14 protein-coding genes are annotated in these 17099 nt (G+C 63.5%); 3 read left to right on the top strand and 11 right to left on the bottom strand.

Annotated features, from left to right (window positions below; translation table 11 throughout):
- Positions 1-11 precede the first annotated feature (11 nt).
- The 4 genes from QZZ02_RS04480 to QZZ02_RS04465 all read right to left on the bottom strand — a co-directional run bounded on the left by QZZ02_RS04480 (position 12) and on the right by QZZ02_RS04465 (position 5862).
- Positions 12-503: a hypothetical protein gene (locus tag QZZ02_RS04480; protein WP_291842659.1), complete on the bottom strand. Its 492-nt coding sequence runs from the start codon at positions 501-503 to the stop codon at positions 12-14.
- Entirely contained in the window at positions 500-1681 is a 1182-nt protein-coding gene (locus QZZ02_RS04475; RefSeq protein WP_291842657.1) for a GNAT family N-acetyltransferase, read from the bottom strand. Before QZZ02_RS04475 ends, QZZ02_RS04480 begins: the two co-directional genes overlap by 4 nt.
- Positions 1682-1691: 10 nt before the next feature.
- Positions 1692-3053, bottom strand: coding sequence for a M48 family metalloprotease (locus QZZ02_RS04470; protein ID WP_291842656.1), 1362 nt, complete (start codon positions 3051-3053; stop codon positions 1692-1694).
- A 109-nt stretch (positions 3054-3162) separates the two neighbouring features.
- On the bottom strand, positions 3163-5862 hold the full coding sequence (locus QZZ02_RS04465) for a ribonuclease E/G (protein ID WP_291842655.1): 2700 nt from the start codon (positions 5860-5862) through the stop codon (positions 3163-3165).
- 496 nt (positions 5863-6358) lie between these two features.
- On the opposite strand from QZZ02_RS04465, the gene QZZ02_RS04460 reads away from it, so the two are divergent.
- The 3 genes from QZZ02_RS04460 (at position 6359) to prfB (ending at position 11391) form a co-directional block, all read left to right on the top strand.
- Positions 6359-7549, top strand: a complete 1191-nt coding sequence (locus QZZ02_RS04460; RefSeq protein ID WP_291842654.1) for an N-acetylmuramoyl-L-alanine amidase — start codon at positions 6359-6361, stop codon at positions 7547-7549.
- 108 nt (positions 7550-7657) lie between these two features.
- Positions 7658-10159, top strand: a complete 2502-nt coding sequence (locus tag QZZ02_RS04455) for a penicillin-binding protein 1A (protein ID WP_291842653.1) — start codon at positions 7658-7660, stop codon at positions 10157-10159.
- Between the two features lie 103 nt (positions 10160-10262).
- Positions 10263-11391 (top strand): peptide chain release factor 2 gene (gene prfB, locus QZZ02_RS04450; protein WP_291842652.1). Its coding sequence is split into 2 segments (ribosomal slippage): positions 10263-10331 and positions 10333-11391, totalling 1128 coding nucleotides; the frame shifts between segments, so codons are not numbered across the junction.
- Here the strand turns inward: prfB and QZZ02_RS04445 are convergent.
- From QZZ02_RS04445 to QZZ02_RS04415, 7 genes are all read right to left on the bottom strand, one after another.
- Complete coding sequence (locus QZZ02_RS04445; RefSeq protein ID WP_291842651.1) at positions 11388-11711, bottom strand: transcriptional regulator; 324 nt, start codon at positions 11709-11711, stop codon at positions 11388-11390. The genes prfB and QZZ02_RS04445 overlap by 4 nt on opposite strands.
- A 10-nt stretch (positions 11712-11721) precedes the next feature.
- The gene (locus tag QZZ02_RS04440; RefSeq protein ID WP_291842650.1) at positions 11722-12342 is read right to left on the bottom strand and encodes a hypothetical protein; all 621 of its coding nucleotides are present in this window, start codon (positions 12340-12342) and stop codon (positions 11722-11724) included.
- 60 nt (positions 12343-12402) lie between these two features.
- On the bottom strand, positions 12403-13620 hold the full coding sequence (locus QZZ02_RS04435) for an acyltransferase family protein (RefSeq protein WP_291842648.1): 1218 nt from the start codon (positions 13618-13620) through the stop codon (positions 12403-12405).
- Between the two features lie 226 nt (positions 13621-13846).
- Positions 13847-14326, bottom strand: a complete 480-nt coding sequence (locus QZZ02_RS04430; protein WP_291842647.1) for a polymer-forming cytoskeletal protein — start codon at positions 14324-14326, stop codon at positions 13847-13849.
- A 58-nt stretch (positions 14327-14384) separates the two neighbouring features.
- Positions 14385-15626: a M23 family metallopeptidase gene (locus QZZ02_RS04425; protein WP_291842646.1), complete on the bottom strand. Its 1242-nt coding sequence runs from the start codon at positions 15624-15626 to the stop codon at positions 14385-14387.
- Positions 15627-15727: 101 nt separating this feature from the next.
- The gene (locus QZZ02_RS04420) at positions 15728-16543 is read right to left on the bottom strand and encodes a ferritin-like domain-containing protein (protein ID WP_291842645.1); all 816 of its coding nucleotides are present in this window, start codon (positions 16541-16543) and stop codon (positions 15728-15730) included.
- Positions 16536-17006, bottom strand: a complete 471-nt coding sequence (locus QZZ02_RS04415) for a peroxiredoxin (protein ID WP_291842644.1) — start codon at positions 17004-17006, stop codon at positions 16536-16538. Before QZZ02_RS04415 ends, QZZ02_RS04420 begins: the two co-directional genes overlap by 8 nt.
- Positions 17007-17099 lie beyond the last annotated feature (93 nt).

Raw genomic sequence — 17099 nt, 5'->3', positions numbered from 1 at the left:
AGCGCAGGCTGTCAGGCCTCGGCATCTTGCCGATACAGACCCGCTTGCCGCAACCGCTTGAGCCTTGCCAGAAGGCCGGGTTGTTCTGCCTCGTATCCGAGTTCTTCGGCGGTGAATGACGCGGGTGGGTCGGGCCTGAATGTCTTGCGGCAGTGTCCGCAACGGCGCCGGCGCAAGAAAAACGGATGGAAACTGCCGAGCCAGGTAATCACCAGCATGGCCAGTATGCGCCGGATCCGGCGGGTTTCGCGGCCGCAGTCAGGGCAGGGGTAGAGCGGTTCGCTCGATATCGGTTCGAGGGCATTCAGGTAAGCGATTGCTTCATCCCTGCAGGCGGGCGGAATCAGGACGCGTGGCCGGTTATACCCGAACTCCAAGGCCGGCTTGACCGAGATGAAATGCCAGTCGGCAACGGTCGCCGGGATTCCGGCCGCGCGCAGCGTACAGGCGACCACGGCCGCTTCATTCTGCCAGGACGAGTAGTCGGGAAGCCGGCGTTTCAATCGAGATCCTTGCGAAACGGGCTGTCGGCATCTTGCAGCCTGATCTCCATCGTGACGCCAGCGCGCTCCTGGTCAAGATACCGGGCGACGGCGTCCCGAAAGCCTTCATTGGTGATGAAATGGGCCGAGTGGACGGCGTGGGGGCGATAACCGCGGGCCAGCTTGTGGTCGCCCTGGGCGCCCGCTTCCACGCGACCGAGACCGCGTGCAATCGCAGCATCGATGGCCTGATGATAGCACAGCTCGAAATGCAGGTAGGGATGCTCGGCCAGCTTGCCCCAATAGCGGCCGTAGAGCGCGTGCGAGCCGATCAGGTTGAGCGCGGCGGCGATATAGCGCCCGTCCTGTTTGGCCATGACCAGCAGGACCCGGTCTGCGAGGCGCTGGTGCAAGAGGTCGAAGAAGGCCCGATTGAGATAGGGATAGCCCCATTTGCGCGAACCGGTCTCCTGGTAGCAGGCGTAAAAGACATCCCAGTGTTCCGGGCGCAGCTGATCACCGGTCAGGTGCTCGATCTCGATGCCGTCCTGTGCTGCCGCGCGCTCTTTGCGCAGGGCCTTGCGCTTGCGCGAGGACAGGTCCGCGAGAAAATCGTCATAGCTGCCATAGCCGCGATTGGTCCAGATGAATTGCCGGTCAAGGCGCGGCAGGAGGCCGCTGGCCTCAAGCTCGGCCGCTTCCGTCTCTCCCGGGAAATTCACATGCCATCCCGAGACGCCCCACCGCTCGGCCAGATCGCAGGCCGCGCGGGCCAGCGCCTGCCGCATCGCCCGGCTTTCGCCGAGCATGCGTCGGCCGGTGACCGGAGAAAAGGGAACCGCCGTCAGGAGTTTGGGGTAATACTGGCCGCCAGCGCGCTCATAGGCGTCTGCCCAGGCGTGGTCGAAAACATATTCGCCCATCGAGTGCGATTTGACATAGAGGGGCAGGGCACCGACCAGCTGTCCGTTTGCATCCCGCGCCAGCAGGTGACGGGGTGCCCAGCCGGTCTCCGCGCTGGCACAACCGCTCGCCTCGAGTGCTTCGAGAAAGTCCCAGCTCAGGAAAGGATCGTATTCGGCGCCCGGCGGGTTTGCCAGACGGTCCCACGCCTCGCGTGTCACATCCGACAGGCTGTCGATCGGCTGCACGGTGACAGCCTGTGCCTGGTCGCCATCATCCGCCGGTGGAGGCGCCATCAGCCCGCCGTCAGTTGAGGCGCTGGCGGCGCGCCTGGCGGAGCTCCGCCTCAGTTGGCACCGAGACGGATTCGATCTCGGTCGCCCGCACCCAGGCCGGCGTCCCGATTTCCAGCGACGTTCGGGCCCGTGACGCAAACTGATGTGCGCGCTGGCGATTCCCGGCGGCATAGGATTGTTCCGCGATGGCGAGCTGGGCGAGGGCGGTGTCGCCATTGCGCTCGTGAACGATCGAGAGCTGATACCAGGCGAAGCCATTGTCAGGCTCCATATCCAGCGCGACCCGCAAATGCTGTGCGGCCTCGTCCAGATAGTCCGGATTGTCAGCCGCGATCATGGCGATGGCGAGATTGACCCGCAGCAGGGGCGCGGTTGGCTCGAGCTCGACCGAGTGCCTGTGAGGCGCGATAGCCTCTTCGGCATGCCCGCTTTCGAACAGCATCTGGCCGTGCAGCTCGTGGAAATACGGATTGTCCGGCTCTTCTTCCAGCAGGCTGAGGATTTCTGCCAAGGCGCGGTCGAGACGGGCGTCATGATAGTAGGCCACGGCGCGGGCGTAGCGGGCCGGCAGCGAGTGGTCACTTTCCGGATAGCGGTAGAAGACAAATTCCGGTTCCGCAAGGAAGCCGTAGATCTTGCCCTGGATGCGCGCAAGCCGGGCCATTTCCTCGGGGCTGTCGAGTGTTTCGTAGTAGGGCGACTCGGCCGCGCCACCGCGCAAGTTGGATATCCGCTCTGACGACAGCGGGTGCGAGCGGAAATACGGGAAGCGGCGGGCGTTCGACATCACTTCCTGGTAGCGGAAGCGTTCGAAGAACTCCACGAGGCCCGTGGCCGACTGGCCGCTGGCTTCGAGGAATTGCAGCCCGGCCTGGTCGGCCGACGCTTCCTGGGCGCGGCTATAGGTCATGAAGGAGAGGGCGCCGAATTGCTGCGACGATGCCAGAAGGGCCCCTGCAGCGCCGCCTTCACCTGCCAGGGCGGCCAGCACGCCGAGCCCGAGGCTGACGAACATCGGCGCCTGCGCGGCACTTATTCCGTCGCCGACCCGGGCAAGATGGGCGCCGGAAATATGGCCCGCCTCATGGGCGATCACGCCCTTGAGCTGATTGGGCGTCTCCGATTCGAGGATGATGCCGGTGTGCAGGAAGATATTCTGGCCGCCGGTCACGAAGGCGTTGAGCGTGGGATCGGCAACGATATAGAGGTCGACATCAGCCGGTTGCAGGCCGGCGGCTTCCAGGATGGGGTCGGAGTAATCGCGCAGCATGTGCTCGATTTCCGTGTCCCGGATCAAGGACTGACCCAGGCTGGACGCTTGTGTGGCGACAGCTAGAACGCAGGCTGCGGCGACGGTTTTCAGGATGGACATCCTGCCTCCACTGATCGGCCCCCGCTCGGCCCAAGATCGCAACGTCACCCCATGACGCCACCAGTACCAAGATGGGTTGCCCGGGCCGGCCGGGCAACCCTCGTCTTGGTCAGTTCCCGAAAATGCCGGTCCGGTTCCACCAGCCACGACGTTTGGACTTGCCATTGTCGTCAGCCGGCTTGGCGGTTTCGGCCGCTTCCGGCGCGGCTTCGGTGTCACGGGACCCGGCCTCGGTTTCCGTCGCGTCCGCTGCGGCGTCTGCAGCGGTTTCAGCCTCGGCTGGCTCGGCGGGCTCGGCGACCGGCTCGGCCGCTTCAACCGGAGCCTCATCGGCTTTCTTGCGACGCGTACGACGCTTGGGCCTGGGCGCCTCTTCCGGAGCCTCTTCCGGAGCCGGTTCGGCAACGGTCTCGGCGGCGGGCTCGGTCACGGGTGTTTCAGCAACCGTATCAGCAACCGTCTCGGCTGCCTTCTTGCGCGGCCGGCGAGTGCGCTTTTTCGGCGCTTCCTCGGCACTTCCATCGCTTGCCGGAACCGCGTCGGCTTGCGCGGCCGCCTCGTCCGGTTCAGCCGTTTCAGCGGTTGGCTCGCTCTCGGCTGCCGCCGGTTTCCGACGCGAGGTGCGCCGGCGCTTGGGCTTTTCGTCCGCCGCTGCGGGCTCCGCCTCGGTCGTGCTGTCAGGCGTGTCGCCGTCCGCCGTCACCGCAGCGTCGCTGTCCGGTTCCGGGGCTTCGGTGGCGCTGCCGGCGTCATTGCTCGCTTCGTCGGCATTGACCTCGTCCTCGGTGCGGCGACGGCCACGGCCACCGCGGCGACCACGACGGCGGCGGCGGCGTGGCTGGTCGTCGCCATCTTCCCCGGCCGCATCACGCGGGCTTTCGCCTTCGCTGCTGCCGTCCTCGGCCTCGCTGTCATCGCTTTCCACATTGACGACTTCCATCGCGGCCGCGGTATCGTCCGAAGACGGTTTGCGACGACGGCGACGACGGCGACGACGGCCACCGGCCGCTTCGCGGCTTTCGTCTTCAATCTCCGCGTCTTCCTCGTCCGGAATTTCGGGAATTTCGATTTCCTCGATCGATTCGACGGACAGCGGAGCGATCGTCAATTCTTCGCCCGGCTCGCGCGTCTCAAGCGCCTCAATGGCGAATTCGGGGGCCAGGATGCTGTCATCCGCGGCGACCGAGATGCTCATCGAGAAACGCTGCTCGATCATCAACAGGTGATCGCGTTTGTCATTGAGCAGGTAGATGGCAACCGAGGTCGGCACCGAAATTCGGATACGCTTGGCGCGTCCGCGTGTGCCTTCCTTCTCCAGACCGCGCAGGGCAACCAGCGCGCTCGACTCGGTCGAACGCAAATGACCGGTGCCCTTGCAGGTCGGGCAGGTCGTCGTGGATCCTTCCAAAAGGCTCGAGCGGCGGCGCTGGCGCGAGATTTCCATCAGGCCGAATTGCGAGATGCGTCCCACCTGGAGGCGGGCGCGGTCGCGCTTCAGCATGTCCTTCATCTTCTTCTCGACAGCGCGGTTATTGCGGCTCTCGTCCATGTCGATGAAGTCGATGACGATCAGGCCGGCAAGGTCGCGCAGACGCATCTGGCGCGCCGCTTCAGCGGCGGCTTCCAGATTGGTCTTCAGCGCCGTCGCCTCGATATTGCGTTCGCGGGTGGACTTGCCGGAGTTCACATCGATCGAGACCAGGGCCTCGGTCGGGTTGATAACCAGATAGCCGCCGGACTTGAGCGGTGCGACCGGCGAATAGATCGCTTCAAGCTGCGCTTCACACTGATGGCGCAGGAAGAGCGGCACGGTTTCCTTGTAGTGCTGCACCTTCTTGGCGTGGCTCGGCATGAGCATTTTCATGAAGGCTTTCGCCTCCTTGTAGGCCTCTTCGCCTTCCACCAGCACGCCGTCGATCTCCTTGTCGTAGAGATCGCGAATGACGCGCTTTACCAGATTGCCTTCCTCATAGATCAGCGCCGGCGCCACGGAATTCAGCGTGAGTTCGCGGATATTCGTCCAAAGGCGGAGCAGATAGTCGGCATCGCGCTTGATCTCGACCTTGGTCCGGGACGCGCCGGCCGTGCGAATGATCAGGCCGACACCCTTGGGGAGTTCCAGTTCGGAGACGACGGATTTCAGGCGCTTGCGATCCGATGCATTGGAGATCTTGCGGGAGATACCGCCGCCGCGCGGCGTATTCGGCATCAGCACGCAATAGCGACCGGCCAGTGACAGGTAGGTTGTCAGGGCCGCGCCCTTGTTGCCGCGCTCCTCCTTGGCCACCTGGACCAACAGGATCTGCCGGCGCTTGATGACTTCCTGGATCTTGTACTTGCGGAACATCTGGCGACGGCGGCGCGCGGCCTGCTGGTCGCTGATATCGTCTTCTTCGCTGTCATCGCCAATGGTTTCCGGCGCCTCGGCATCACCGTCACCGTCAGCATCCTCGGACGCGGCTTGCGATTCCGGATCGGTCTCGGCCTTGGCGTCATCCGCCTCGTCCTCGTCCTCGTCAGCCGCGGAGGCTTCCTCCTCGGCGAGGGCCATGCGGTCCTCATAGGGGATCTGGTAGTAGTCCGGATGGATCTCGTTGAAGGCGAGGAAGCCGTGGCGATTGCCGCCATACTCCACAAAGGCTGCCTGCAAGGAGGGTTCGACCCGCGTTACCTTGGCGAGGTAGATATTTCCGCGGATGGGGCGGCGGGCGGCCGCTTCGAAGTCAAAATCCTCAACTTTCGAACCGTCGAGTACGACGACGCGGGTCTCTTCTGGATGACCTGCATCGATCAGCATTTTCTTGGACATTAAAGTCGTCTCCTGCGCGCGCGCACGTTCGACGGCTCGCCGCCAAAAGGCGGGAAAGTGTCGAAAGTCGCGGCGGGGGCGAGATGGACGGGGTGCGGCCTGTTTTCAGTGCTCTAGGCATCAGGCGCTCCCCGCGCATCGGCAGTTACCATTAGCGTCCCGCTCCATTTCGGGAGGACGCGGCGGTCGGGGCCCCGGCTGTGTTTCGGTTGGACCGGGGCGACGATTAGCGTGTTGGCAGGCAGTTGGAGCCCAGCCGCTTCGCGCCTCGCGGCCGCACTCGACCGGCATTTCCGGTGGTGCGTCGCCAAGGCCTTGGCAACATGCAACATTCGAATGCGGAAGAAAAGGCTTTCGCGCGGTGGGAGATACGGGTCGGAAAAAACCGTATCCCCATCAACGAAACGTCAAGCTGTGTGCCCTAGGCTTACGCAAAAGCCGTGGACAGAATCACGGCGTGTGCGATGGTGTGATGATGCGGGTTCAACAGTTTTTCATGGCGTTGTTGCCGGTTCTGGCGGTGTCCGGGGTCGCGGTTGCGGACCAGGAAGTCCGGAATGTGCGCTTTGGCGTCGATGTCGAGACGACACGCGTTGTGATAGAGACATCAGAGGCGGCGGAATTCCGTGCCTTCACGCTTGACGGACTGTCGGACCGGCTTGTTGTCGATCTGCCGCAAGCGCGCTGGTCGGTCGCCAATCTGGCTTCCGGTGAGGGTGTCGGCTACGGCCTGGTCGATGCCTTCCGTTTCTTCGACAATTCGGTGTCCAGCTCGCGCGTGGTGTTCGAACTCGAACACCCTGCCATCATCGTCAACCAGTTCGCCCTCGATCCGGCGACACCCGGCGGCAATCACCGCCTGGTGATTGACATGGAGCGCTCCAGCGAAGGCAGTTTCCAGACGGCGTCCGGCTTCAATCATACCCGTGCTGACTCCCTCGATTCGCTGATCGCCGAGCGGGTCGAGGCGGTCTATGTACCGCCGCAACGCGAACGGCGTGTGATTGTCGTTGATCCAGGCCATGGTGGGCGCGATCCTGGATCGCTCGGCATTCATGGCACGCATGAGGCAGATGTGGCGCTGGAGGCGGCCCGCGAACTGCGCCGGCAGCTTGAGGCGACCGGTCATTATGAAGTTCTCCTGACCCGGGACCGCGATGTCTACCCGTCCTGGGAACAGCGCGTCGGTGTCATGGCCGAGGCACGCGCCGACCTTTTCATCTCGCTGCATTCGGATTCGTCGCAGAATTCCGATGTCCGCGGCGCCGCTGTCTATACGCTCAATGACCGGGCCGAGAACCGCGCCCGTGCGCGGGCAAGGGAGGGGGCCAATCACACCTCCCAGGTCGATGTGAACAATATCCTGGTCGAGCTGGAGCTGCGCGAGAAGCGCAACCAGTCCTCGGCCTTTGCCGAAGTCCTGCTCGAACATCTCTCGTCCGAGGGGCCGCTTCTGGCCAATCCGCATCGGCAGGCCAACCTGTTCGTGCTGCTCGATTCGCGCGTCCCGGCCGTCCTTGTTGAAATGGGTTTCCTGACCAATCGTACCGACGAGGCCAATCTGACCTCGGCGAGCTTCCGGCGTCGCCAGATGGGTGCGATCGTCAATGGCATCGACGACTACTTCGCCAATCGGGGTGATGAAATCTTCGCGGACCGGGACACGATTGCACTTCCGGCACGCTGACTCCCTTTAATCCCAAGCCAAGCGCGGTCATAATGCCGCCTCGGAGTCGTGCTGGAACGGCAAGCCTGACCAAGCGGTCGAGCGGTCGGATGGCAGCCAGAGGGCAGAATGAAACTCATTACCTTGCGTAACGTCTTGCGTCTGGCCCTCTGGGGTGGCATCGCGGCCGCCGTGCTGGCTGTCATCGGCTTCATTACGGTCGCCATCTATGTCGTGCGGGTCACCGACGATCTGCCGGACTACCAGCAGCTGGCCGAGTATGAGCCGCCGATCATGAGCCGCGTGCATGCCGGCGACGGGCTTCTGATCGCCGAATATGCCCGCGAGCACCGCGTCTTCGTGCCGATCGCCAATATTCCGCAAAATGTCGTTCATGCCTTCATTTCGGCGGAAGACAAGAACTTCTACGAGCATGGCGGGCTGGATTTCCGGGGCATCATCCGCGCGGGTCTGTCCAATATCAGCAATGTCCTGCAGGGGCGGCGCCTGGAAGGCGCTTCGACGATCACCCAGCAGGTCGCCAAGAATTTCCTGCTGTCCAGCGAGCAGCGGCTCGAGCGCAAGGTGCGCGAGATGGTGCTGTCGCGTCGTATCGAACGCGCCTTCACCAAGGACCAGATTCTCGAGCTCTATCTCAACGAGATCTATCTCGGCAATCGCGCCTACGGGGTCGCCGCTGCGGCGCTGAACTATTTTGGCCGCTCGCTCGACGAGCTTGAGCTGCACGAAATCGCCTACCTGGCAGCCCTGCCGAAAGGTCCGGCGAATTATCATCCCGATCGCCATCACGACGCGGCCATCGAGCGCCGCAACTGGGTGCTCTCGCGCATGGCCGAGAATGGCTATGTGACCGAGGCGGCGGCCCGCGAGGCCATGGCGCGTCCGCTGGAAACCGTCGATCGTCTGTCCGGCGCCACCTATACGGCCGCCGAGTATTTCGTCGAGAATGTCCGTCGGGAAGTCTTCTCGCTCTATGGCGAGGACGAGCTTTATGACGGCGGTCTGTCGATCCGCACCACCCTGGACACGCGCATGCAGCTGGCAGCGCGGGACGCGCTTCGCAATGGTCTGGAAGACTATGACCGCCGACATGGCTATCGCGGCGCCCTGTCGACGATTGAACTCGGCGAGGGCTGGGCCGAACGTCTGGCCGATGCCGAAATTCCGCGTGATCTCGATGATGGTTGGCTGCAGGCCGTGGTTCTGGAGACGACAACCGGCGCGGCACGCATAGGCTTGCTGAATGGTGAGGAAGGCGCGATCCCGATGTCGGCGCTGGAATGGGCGCGCGAAAACCTTCCGGACGGCGAGATCGGACCGGTCGTCAGTCGTCCGTCCGACGTTCTCACCGCAGGTGATGTCATCCTGGTGGAAAGCCTGGCTGACGAGGAAGGATTTGACGAGGGTCAGTATGGGCTGCGCCAGGTTCCGGCCATCAATGGTGGCATTATGGCGATGGATCCCCACACGGGTCGTGTCCTGGCCATGGTTGGGGGGTATTCCTTCCAGCACAGCCAGTTCAACCGCGCCACCCAGGCCCGGCGTCAGCCCGGCTCGGCGTTCAAGCCCTTCGTCTATGCCTCGGCGCTGGATAATGGCTACACGCCCGCCAGCCTGATCCTCGATGCACCTTTCATCGCCTCCGGGGGCCCCGACGAGCGCTTCTACATGCCGTCGAACTATTCGGAACGCTATTACGGCATGTCGACCCTGCGGCTTGGCCTGGAATTGTCGCGCAATGTGATGACGGTCCGCCTCGCGCAGGAAATGGGCATGGCGCCGATCGTCGATTATGGCACCCGGTTCGGGATTTATGACGAGATGGAGCCGGTGCTGGCGATGTCGCTCGGGGCCGGGGAGACGACGCTTTATCGCCTTGTCTCGGCCTATGCGACCATGGTCAATGGCGGTCGCCGCGTCGAGCCAACCATTATTGACCGGGTCCAGGACCGTACCGGCGCCACGATCTTTGCGCACGAAGTCCTGCCCTGCGACACTTGTGATTCGGAAGACTGGAACCGCGCGGACGTGCTTGAGCCGCTCTTCCCGGAAACTCGCGAGGAAGTCGTTGATCCGGTGACCGCCTATCAGGTGGTTCACATGCTCGAAGGGGCTGTCCAGCGCGGTACGGGTACGGCGCTGCGCTCGCTGCCCTGGACGCTGGGTGGCAAGACCGGCACCACCAATGATTTCCGCGACGCCTGGTTCATGGGGTTTGGTCCCGACCTGGTTGTCGGTATCTATGTCGGCTTCGACACCCCCTACCAACTCGGCTCCGGTGAGGCCGGGGGCCGTGTCGCGGCGCCGATCGCGCGCGATTTCCTGGAAGTCGCCCTCGAGGGATATCCCGTCGCACCGTTCCGCGTTCCGCCGGGTGTGCGCCTCGTACCGATCAACCGCCTCGACGGTGAGCCGGGCGTGCTGGGTCAGTCCGGCGTGATCCTGGAAGCTTTTCGTCCGGGCACCGAGCCGTCGCGCCAGACGGACGAGGAGGAAAGCGGCCTCAGCTTTGCCCGCAACTCGGTCAGTGATGATCCGCTGGCCTTCCTGCTCGACGAGCAGGACGAGGAAGACGAGGAGCCGGACGAGGAGCTCGGCGGGCTTTACTGACCGCTTCGCCTCGTCGGCCTGCACTGCGTGACTTGAATGACTTGTGCGGGCTGATTATCCCCTTGTGACCAACCGGTTTTGAGAATCGCAGGATTGAACGCCCATGCGTGCTGACATCCAGACCCTGTCCGACGAAATCCAGCAGGCAGTTGGCCTGCTGAGGAGGCGTCTTTGACTGGGATACTGCCCAGAAGCGGCTCGACGAGCTGAATGCAAAGTCCGAGGCGCCTGACTTCTGGAACCAGCCCCAGCAGGCGCAGGTCCTGATGCGTGAGCGCAACCGGCTTGAAGCCGCGATCAGGACCGTGATCGAGGCCGAGCAAGAACTTGCCGACAGTCTCGAAATCATCGAGCTGGCCGAGATGGAAGACGATGCCGACATGATCGAGGAGGCTGTCGCCGGCCTTGGCAATCTCGGTGAGCGCATGCGCCGCGCCCAGCTGGAGACGCTGCTGTCGGGCGAGGCGGACGGCAATGACGCTTTCGTGGAAATCCATTCCGGTGCCGGTGGCACGGAAAGCCAGGACTGGGCCGCCATGCTGGCGCGCATGTATTCGCGCTGGGCCAATGCGCACGGCTACAAGGTCGAGACGATGGAAGAGCAGGCCGGCGAAGAGGCGGGCCTCAAGTCGACCACCATCCTGGTCAAGGGCGAAAACGCCTATGGCTGGCTGAAGACCGAGGCGGGCGTCCACCGGCTGGTGCGGATCTCGCCGTTCGATTCCAGCGCCCGGCGTCATACCAGCTTCTCCTCGGTGGGCGTCTATCCGCAGATTGATGACGCGATCGAGGTCGATATCGATGTCTCGAAAGTGCGCACCGACACCTATCGCGCCTCCGGCGCCGGCGGCCAGCACATCAACAAGACCGATTCAGCTGTCCGCCTGACCTACGACATGCCCGGCGAGGAAAAGGCGGTTGTCGTGCAGTGCCAGAATGATCGCTCGCAGCACAAGAACCGGTCACAGGCCTGGGACATGCTGCGTGCCCGCGTCTACGAGATCGAGCTCCAGCGCCGTGAAGCCGCGGCCCAGGCCGAGGCTGACAGCAAGAGCGAAATCGGCTGGGGCCACCAGATCCGCTCCTACGTCCTTCAGCCCTACCAGATGGTCAAGGACCTGCGCACCAACGTGGAGACGTCCAATACCGGTGGCGTGCTGGATGGCGATCTCGACGCGTTCATGGCTGCGGCCCTGGCGGCCCGTGTCGGCGGCGAGGATGAAGAGGCCTAGCCACCCGCCTCGTCGGTTCCGCCCAATTGCCCGAGCAGGTTCGCCATGGCTTCGACATAGCGGCTGAAGGCAGCCCGTCCGGACTTGGTTATCCTGACCCGCGTCAAAGGTTTGCGATCGAGGAAACTTTTTTCGATCGTGACGTAGCCGGCGTCTTCAAGCTTGCGCAGGTGAACGGAAAGATTGCCCTGGGTCGCCTCCAGCGCGGCCTTGAGTTCATTGAAGTCGGCGGCTTCAGCCTGGGCGAGATAGGTCATGACGCCCAGCCTGAGGCGTCCATGGATTATCTCGTCGATCTGGCCGATCGGGGGCGTGTTCATCGCGAGCCGGTCAGTCGGCCGCGCGGGACAACCGCCACAGCACAAAGCCTGGCACCGCCATCAGTCCCAGCAGGGCGAGCGATGCGACCAGATTGAACAGGGCAGGGTCTCGCATGGTGAGGCCGAGCGCCGCCGCGGCCAGATACCAGCCGAGCGCCACCAGGCCGTACCACAAGCGTTTCTGCACCCGACTCGCCACAAACCAGGCCGCGCCCTGGAGGGCGAAGACGACCGGGACGTAATAGAACCAGAGCGTGAAGTCCTGGGTTTTGAAAGCATTGAAGCCGAAAACGAAAACCATGGCGAGATTGGCCAGTCCGGCCGCCTGGAACGCGGTTTCATAGGCCTTTCTTGCTGCTGTTCCTGTCGGCTGCCTGCGATCCATCCAGAGTATGATGACAAGCGCGAGCACGAAGCCGCCGGTCGCGCCAATCGCGGCGGACAGATGGACCCAGCTCGGCAAGGCAACCAGGCCGCTGATACCGACCCAGTGGATGAGCGTTTCCAGCCCGTAAAGGAGTCCGGCCGACATCAGCAACAGGCCGGCACCCGCCGAGGGGCGCGGGTCACCTTCAGCAAGCGTGCGCAGGAAAGCGAGATCGGCTCGGGCTGTGGCGAGATCATCGGTCATGGGCATCCTCGGACGGTTTCCGGCGCGCTCAAAGCGGGCGCGCCGGAACTATGTCTTGATTCACGCGGAAGCATCAGCCGGGATGCGCGCGCTTTCTGAGCGGTTCTTGTCGGCCCGCCGTCCGTTCAGCCAACCGCCGAGCCAGGTGTGGCGGACAATCAGCTGATAGGTGCCGAGCAGCAGGGCAAAGCTGATGGCCAGGATCAGGGGCAGTTTGAGCAGTCCCGGAAGTGCAATGTCGGACAGGGCGACCTGCAACGCCATCACCAGCGGAAGGTGCATCAGATAGACCCAGTAGGAGGCGTCCGCCAGATAGCGCCAGACCTTGTTCTCGCGAGAGAAGACCACCAGGGCCGCGCCGGTCAGGCCAAACGTCCAGGTCCAGATTGCCAGCGTGTAGGCAGCCGCGACCGGCAGCCGGTCCATGCCCGGGCCGACCGGCATGAAGTTCGGCGTCACGCCGAGCGTCATCACAAGCCATGCCGTAAGCCCGATGGCGATGACGAGATTGAAATGCCAGGCGCGTTTCCACGCCGTCAGGACGAGGTCGCTGCGGCGATGGGCGGCCCATCCGGCGGCGAAGGCGGTGCCATAGGCGATCAGCGCGCCGGTATTGGGGAAAAGGCCGGTATCCGGGGTTGGAATGCCGAACCAGCTCATCCACATCGGCGTCGTGATGAACCAGGCCGCCAGCGGTGCGGCCAGCAGGAGTGTGCCCAGCGGGGTCCGGGCCAGCAGGCCGGTGACGGCATCAATCATGCGGCCACTCAGGTCTGAGCGGTCGATCAGGCGGACCAGGGCTGTCATCGGCAGGGCAACGGCATAGAAAATCACCAGCATGTAGAGGAACCAAAGATGGGTGAGCGGGAAGTTCTGCGCGGTCAGCGGCGGCGTTTCCTGCTGCGGAGCCTCGCCACCATTGGCCTTGATGGCACCCCAGATCACGACAGTCACGATCAGGGCAAAAATCGGCATCCAGAGGGAGACCAGCGGCAAGGCGATCCGTTTGGCGCGGTCGAGGGCAAGACCGAGAATGCCGCGCCTGCCAAGTGCCATCCGGGCGAAGTAGCCGGCGATCATGAAGAACAGGACCATCCGGAAGATGTGCGGAACAAAAAACCCAAGGCTGAAAGCGGCCTCGGCCTGGCTGTCCTGGACAATCCAGATCGGAATTCCGGGGATGAAGGACATGCAGGCGTGCAACACCACGCCCAGAAAGAGGGCGAGCGCGCGAACCGCATCGAGCGCATGGATTCGGGGGGAAGGGGTGAAGGACATGAAGGGCTCCAATTGAATGTTGCCGATCATCTATCATAGACAGGTTTATAAATCAAACTTGTCTGTTGCTCGGTCATGTTTGGTGGGTTCTGCGACAAAGCAATGAGGCAAGGCTTTGTAAAAAGTCGATTTTGCGTTGAACCGGGGGGGGCGGGTCCCGACGGCAGACACAAAAAAACCGGCGCTCGATTGAAGCGCCGGTTCTCATGATCAGTGCTGAGGTCCGCTAGAAGCCCGACTTGCTCGCGACCGGCGGCTCGAGCGAACCGAGCGGGTCCTGCTCCTTGGCCGGTGCCGGCGGTTTGCCGTCAGCCCTGGCAGCCGGTTCCGACTTGATGCCATTGTCCTTGGCGGCCGGCTTGGACGTGCTTGCGCTGTCCTTGAGCGGATCGGAGGAGTGACGGCAATGGCCGTCGAAGAACGCGCCGCTCTCGACTGACAGGGCCGCGTGGACGATGTCACCCTCGATGCGGGCGGTCGAAGCCAGCTGCACCTGACGGGCGCGCACGCTGCCGGTGACGCGGCCACGGATGACGACGGTTTCGGCCTGGACTTCTCCGGACACGGTTGCGTCTTCACCAATGATCAGCGAGCCCGCACGCACATCGCCCTCAACCGTGCCATCCAGCTGGATTTCACCGTCGGAGACGATCGTACCGGTTAGAACGAGGTCACCGGAAAGAATGGAAGGGGCTTTCGATTTCATGGCGGTCCTTTTCGGGGGGGCGCTGAACGCACCGGTCTCGGGAGACGAAGAGTCTTTGTTACCCTTGTTGAACATATTGGCCAGCTCTCAATAAACGCTCAGGATCGATTGCCGATCCGTTATACCAGATTTCATAGTGCAGGTGCGTGGCTGTACTGCGTCCCGTGGACCCCATCCCCCCGATACGCTGACCGCGTTCGACCGTATCACCACGTCGCACGTCGATTTCGTGCAGATGACCATAGCGCGTCACGAAGCCGTAACCATGGTCAATCTCCACACAGCGACCATAGCCGCCCCGCCAGCCTGCGTAAATGACCCGGCCCGGCCCGGTGGCCTGGATCGGTGCGCGACGGTAGGCGGCGAAGTCCATTCCGCGGTGTGAGGTCGGACGACCATTGAATGGGTCGATCCGCACGCCGAAATCACTGGTCTGGCGATAGGTATCGCCGACCGGCTCGCCCAGCGGACCGGCCTCGACAAAATCCTCGAGTTCCTCGACTTCCAGCAGGCGCGAGGCAATGCGGGCGATCCGGCTCGAGAAAGCCTGGTCGAGATTGACCGATGACGATGCGAAGGCGCCCGACTCTGAAAGCGGGATGAAGGGGCCGCCGGTTTCGGTGCTGTCGCGATTGTCGGCAATCACCGTCTCCAGGTCGAGCCCGGTCAGGCGCAGGACGGCGCGGAGGTTTTGCAGGCGGGCCTCGGTGGCATCCTCGGCCTGGGCGAGGACGCTGTCCTGTTCACCCATGAGGTAACTGATCTGGTCCTCGGGTTCACCCGAGACAGTGGCCGCGATCGCAATCAGCGGGTCGCGCGCTTCACGCGGTGTCGGATCAGCCGGCGTCGCCGCCATGAGGACACGGCCATCGGCGAGGGAGGGAGATGGCTCCATCTCCTGGCCGGTCAGCTGTTCGGCAAATTCGACCAGCTGGCGCAGTGTTTCGTGGCGCATCTGGAATTCGTAGGCGGTGCGGTCGAATTCCTCCATCCGTGATTCCATCAGCGAGATGGCGGTGGCTTCCGTGGCGCGGGCTTCCGCGACCAGGCGGTGTGATTCGAGACGTTCGCGCTCGATCTCGTCTTCCTTGGCAGCCATGGCCTGACCATGGAAGGCAACGGAGACGGTCGAGAAGCACAGCCAGCCGGCCAGCACGGTCGCGCCAAGCAGGGCAGAGATCTGGACGGTTGTGGAGATCGCAAAATAGCGAACCTGACCATCGGAGCGATGGTAGATCTGCCGGTCCGGAAACCAGCGTTGAGCCGTTCCCCAAACAGCGTCTTTTACTCGTGTGAACATGCAGTACGCCGCTCTGTTCCGATTGCCCCGGGCCCCAAGGCGTGCATGTGACACAAAATCAGCCCGAATATCAACAAGCCCGATGCAAGAGATGCGCCGGGCTAGGTTAGGGCTTGGTAAAATTCCGGCGGCAGGTCGGCGCGCAACCGGGCTTCAGTATTGAAGGGCGGTTTCAGGCCACTGCTAAAGTGTTTGCGTACAAGGGTTTGAAACCAGGTCACCGGATCCCGGCCGGCCCGTGCCGCGACATGGCGAAACCAGCGGGCGCCGGCGGCGACATGTGCGATTTCTTCTGTGTAGATGGTGCGCAGGCAGTCGGCACTGTCGGCATCCCCGGCAGAAGCGAGCCGGTTGATCATGCCGGGGGTGACATCCAGTCCGCGCGCCTCAAGCACCAGCGGCGCGACGGCAAGGCGGGCGGGGAGCGAATCGCCGGTCGCCAGGGCCGCGTCCCAGAGCCCGCTATGGGCCGGAAAATCGCCATAGGCCGCACCGAGCTCTGCAAGCCGGCCGGTGATCAGGCGGAAATGCCGGGCTTCATCATCACCGACCCCGACCCAGTCATCCACGAAATCCCGCCGGACCTCGTCGGACAATGCGGGGTCCAGCGCATAGCGGGCGACCATGTCGAAGGCCAGGTCGATGGCATTGAACTCGATGTGGGCCACAGCGTGCAGCAGCGCGACCCGCCCGGCGGAACTGTTGAGGCGGCGGCGCGGGACATCAGCGGGGGCGACAAGCACGGGCCGGTCCGGGCGGGCGGGCCGGTCGGCCGGCGCTTCGCCGCTGGTCGGCAACAGGGCATCGCCGTTGCGCCAGAGCGCCGCGACTGCGCGGGCCCGGTCGGCCTTGGCCTCGGGCACCGCGGTTGCGAGCACGCTCCGAGCCAGAGCCAGGATGTCGGATTGATCAGCCAAGGTCGCGCACGGCGCTGAGCACTTCGTCGACATGCCCCTTCACCTTCACCTTGTGCCAGATGCGTGCAAGGCGCCCTTCGCGATCGATCAGGAAAGTAGAGCGGTCAATGCCCATGTATTCGCGCCCATAGAGCTTCTTGAGCACCCAGGAACCATAGGCCTCAATGGTCTCACCGTCCGGATCCGAAACGAGACGCACCTGCAGATCATGTTTGGCCTTGAAATTGTCATGCCTTTTGACGCTATCCTTGGACAGGCCGATGACGACTGCACCGGCATCGGAAAAAGCCGCGCTTGCCGCCGTGAAATCGAGCGCCGCTGTGGTACAGCCCGGCGTGTCGTCCTTGGGGTACATGTAAAGGACGACGATCTGGCCGCGCAGGTCTGCAAGGTCGATCTCGTCACCGCCATCCGCGGGCAGTTTGAAAGTCGGAGCAAGGTCGCCGGTTTTGAGTTCACTCATGTCATTCCCCTGTCTGGTTTCGCCTGCACGGCCGTGTTCTCCGTGTAATGTGCGGTTCCGGGCCGCCACGTCCAGTGGTCGGACTGCGGGAAG

It is taken from the genome of Maricaulis sp., assembly GCF_015665295.1.
Classification (GTDB): domain Bacteria; phylum Pseudomonadota; class Alphaproteobacteria; order Caulobacterales; family Maricaulaceae; genus Maricaulis.
Note: the sequence above shows the minus strand (reverse complement) of the source record. Positions and strands in the feature narration are given on the sequence as shown.

Excerpts from the sequence above, each read along its gene's own strand:
- QZZ02_RS04475 (WP_291842657.1), bottom strand. The coding sequence starts at position 1,681 with ATGGCGCCTCCACCGGCGGATGATGGCGACCAGGCACAGGCTGTCACC.
- QZZ02_RS04470 (WP_291842656.1), bottom strand. The coding sequence starts at position 3,053 with ATGTCCATCCTGAAAACCGTCGCCGCAGCCTGCGTTCTAGCTGTCGCC.
- QZZ02_RS04465 (WP_291842655.1), bottom strand. The coding sequence starts at position 5,862 with ATGTCCAAGAAAATGCTGATCGATGCAGGTCATCCAGAAGAGACCCGC.
- QZZ02_RS04460 (WP_291842654.1), top strand. The coding sequence starts at position 6,359 with ATGGCGTTGTTGCCGGTTCTGGCGGTGTCCGGGGTCGCGGTTGCGGAC.
- QZZ02_RS04455 (WP_291842653.1), top strand. The coding sequence starts at position 7,658 with ATGAAACTCATTACCTTGCGTAACGTCTTGCGTCTGGCCCTCTGGGGT.
- QZZ02_RS04445 (WP_291842651.1), bottom strand. The coding sequence starts at position 11,711 with ATGAACACGCCCCCGATCGGCCAGATCGACGAGATAATCCATGGACGC.
- QZZ02_RS04440 (WP_291842650.1), bottom strand. The coding sequence starts at position 12,342 with ATGACCGATGATCTCGCCACAGCCCGAGCCGATCTCGCTTTCCTGCGC.
- QZZ02_RS04435 (WP_291842648.1), bottom strand. The coding sequence starts at position 13,620 with ATGTCCTTCACCCCTTCCCCCCGAATCCATGCGCTCGATGCGGTTCGC.
- QZZ02_RS04430 (WP_291842647.1), bottom strand. The coding sequence starts at position 14,326 with ATGAAATCGAAAGCCCCTTCCATTCTTTCCGGTGACCTCGTTCTAACC.
- QZZ02_RS04425 (WP_291842646.1), bottom strand. The coding sequence starts at position 15,626 with ATGTTCACACGAGTAAAAGACGCTGTTTGGGGAACGGCTCAACGCTGG.
- QZZ02_RS04415 (WP_291842644.1), bottom strand. The coding sequence starts at position 17,006 with ATGAGTGAACTCAAAACCGGCGACCTTGCTCCGACTTTCAAACTGCCC.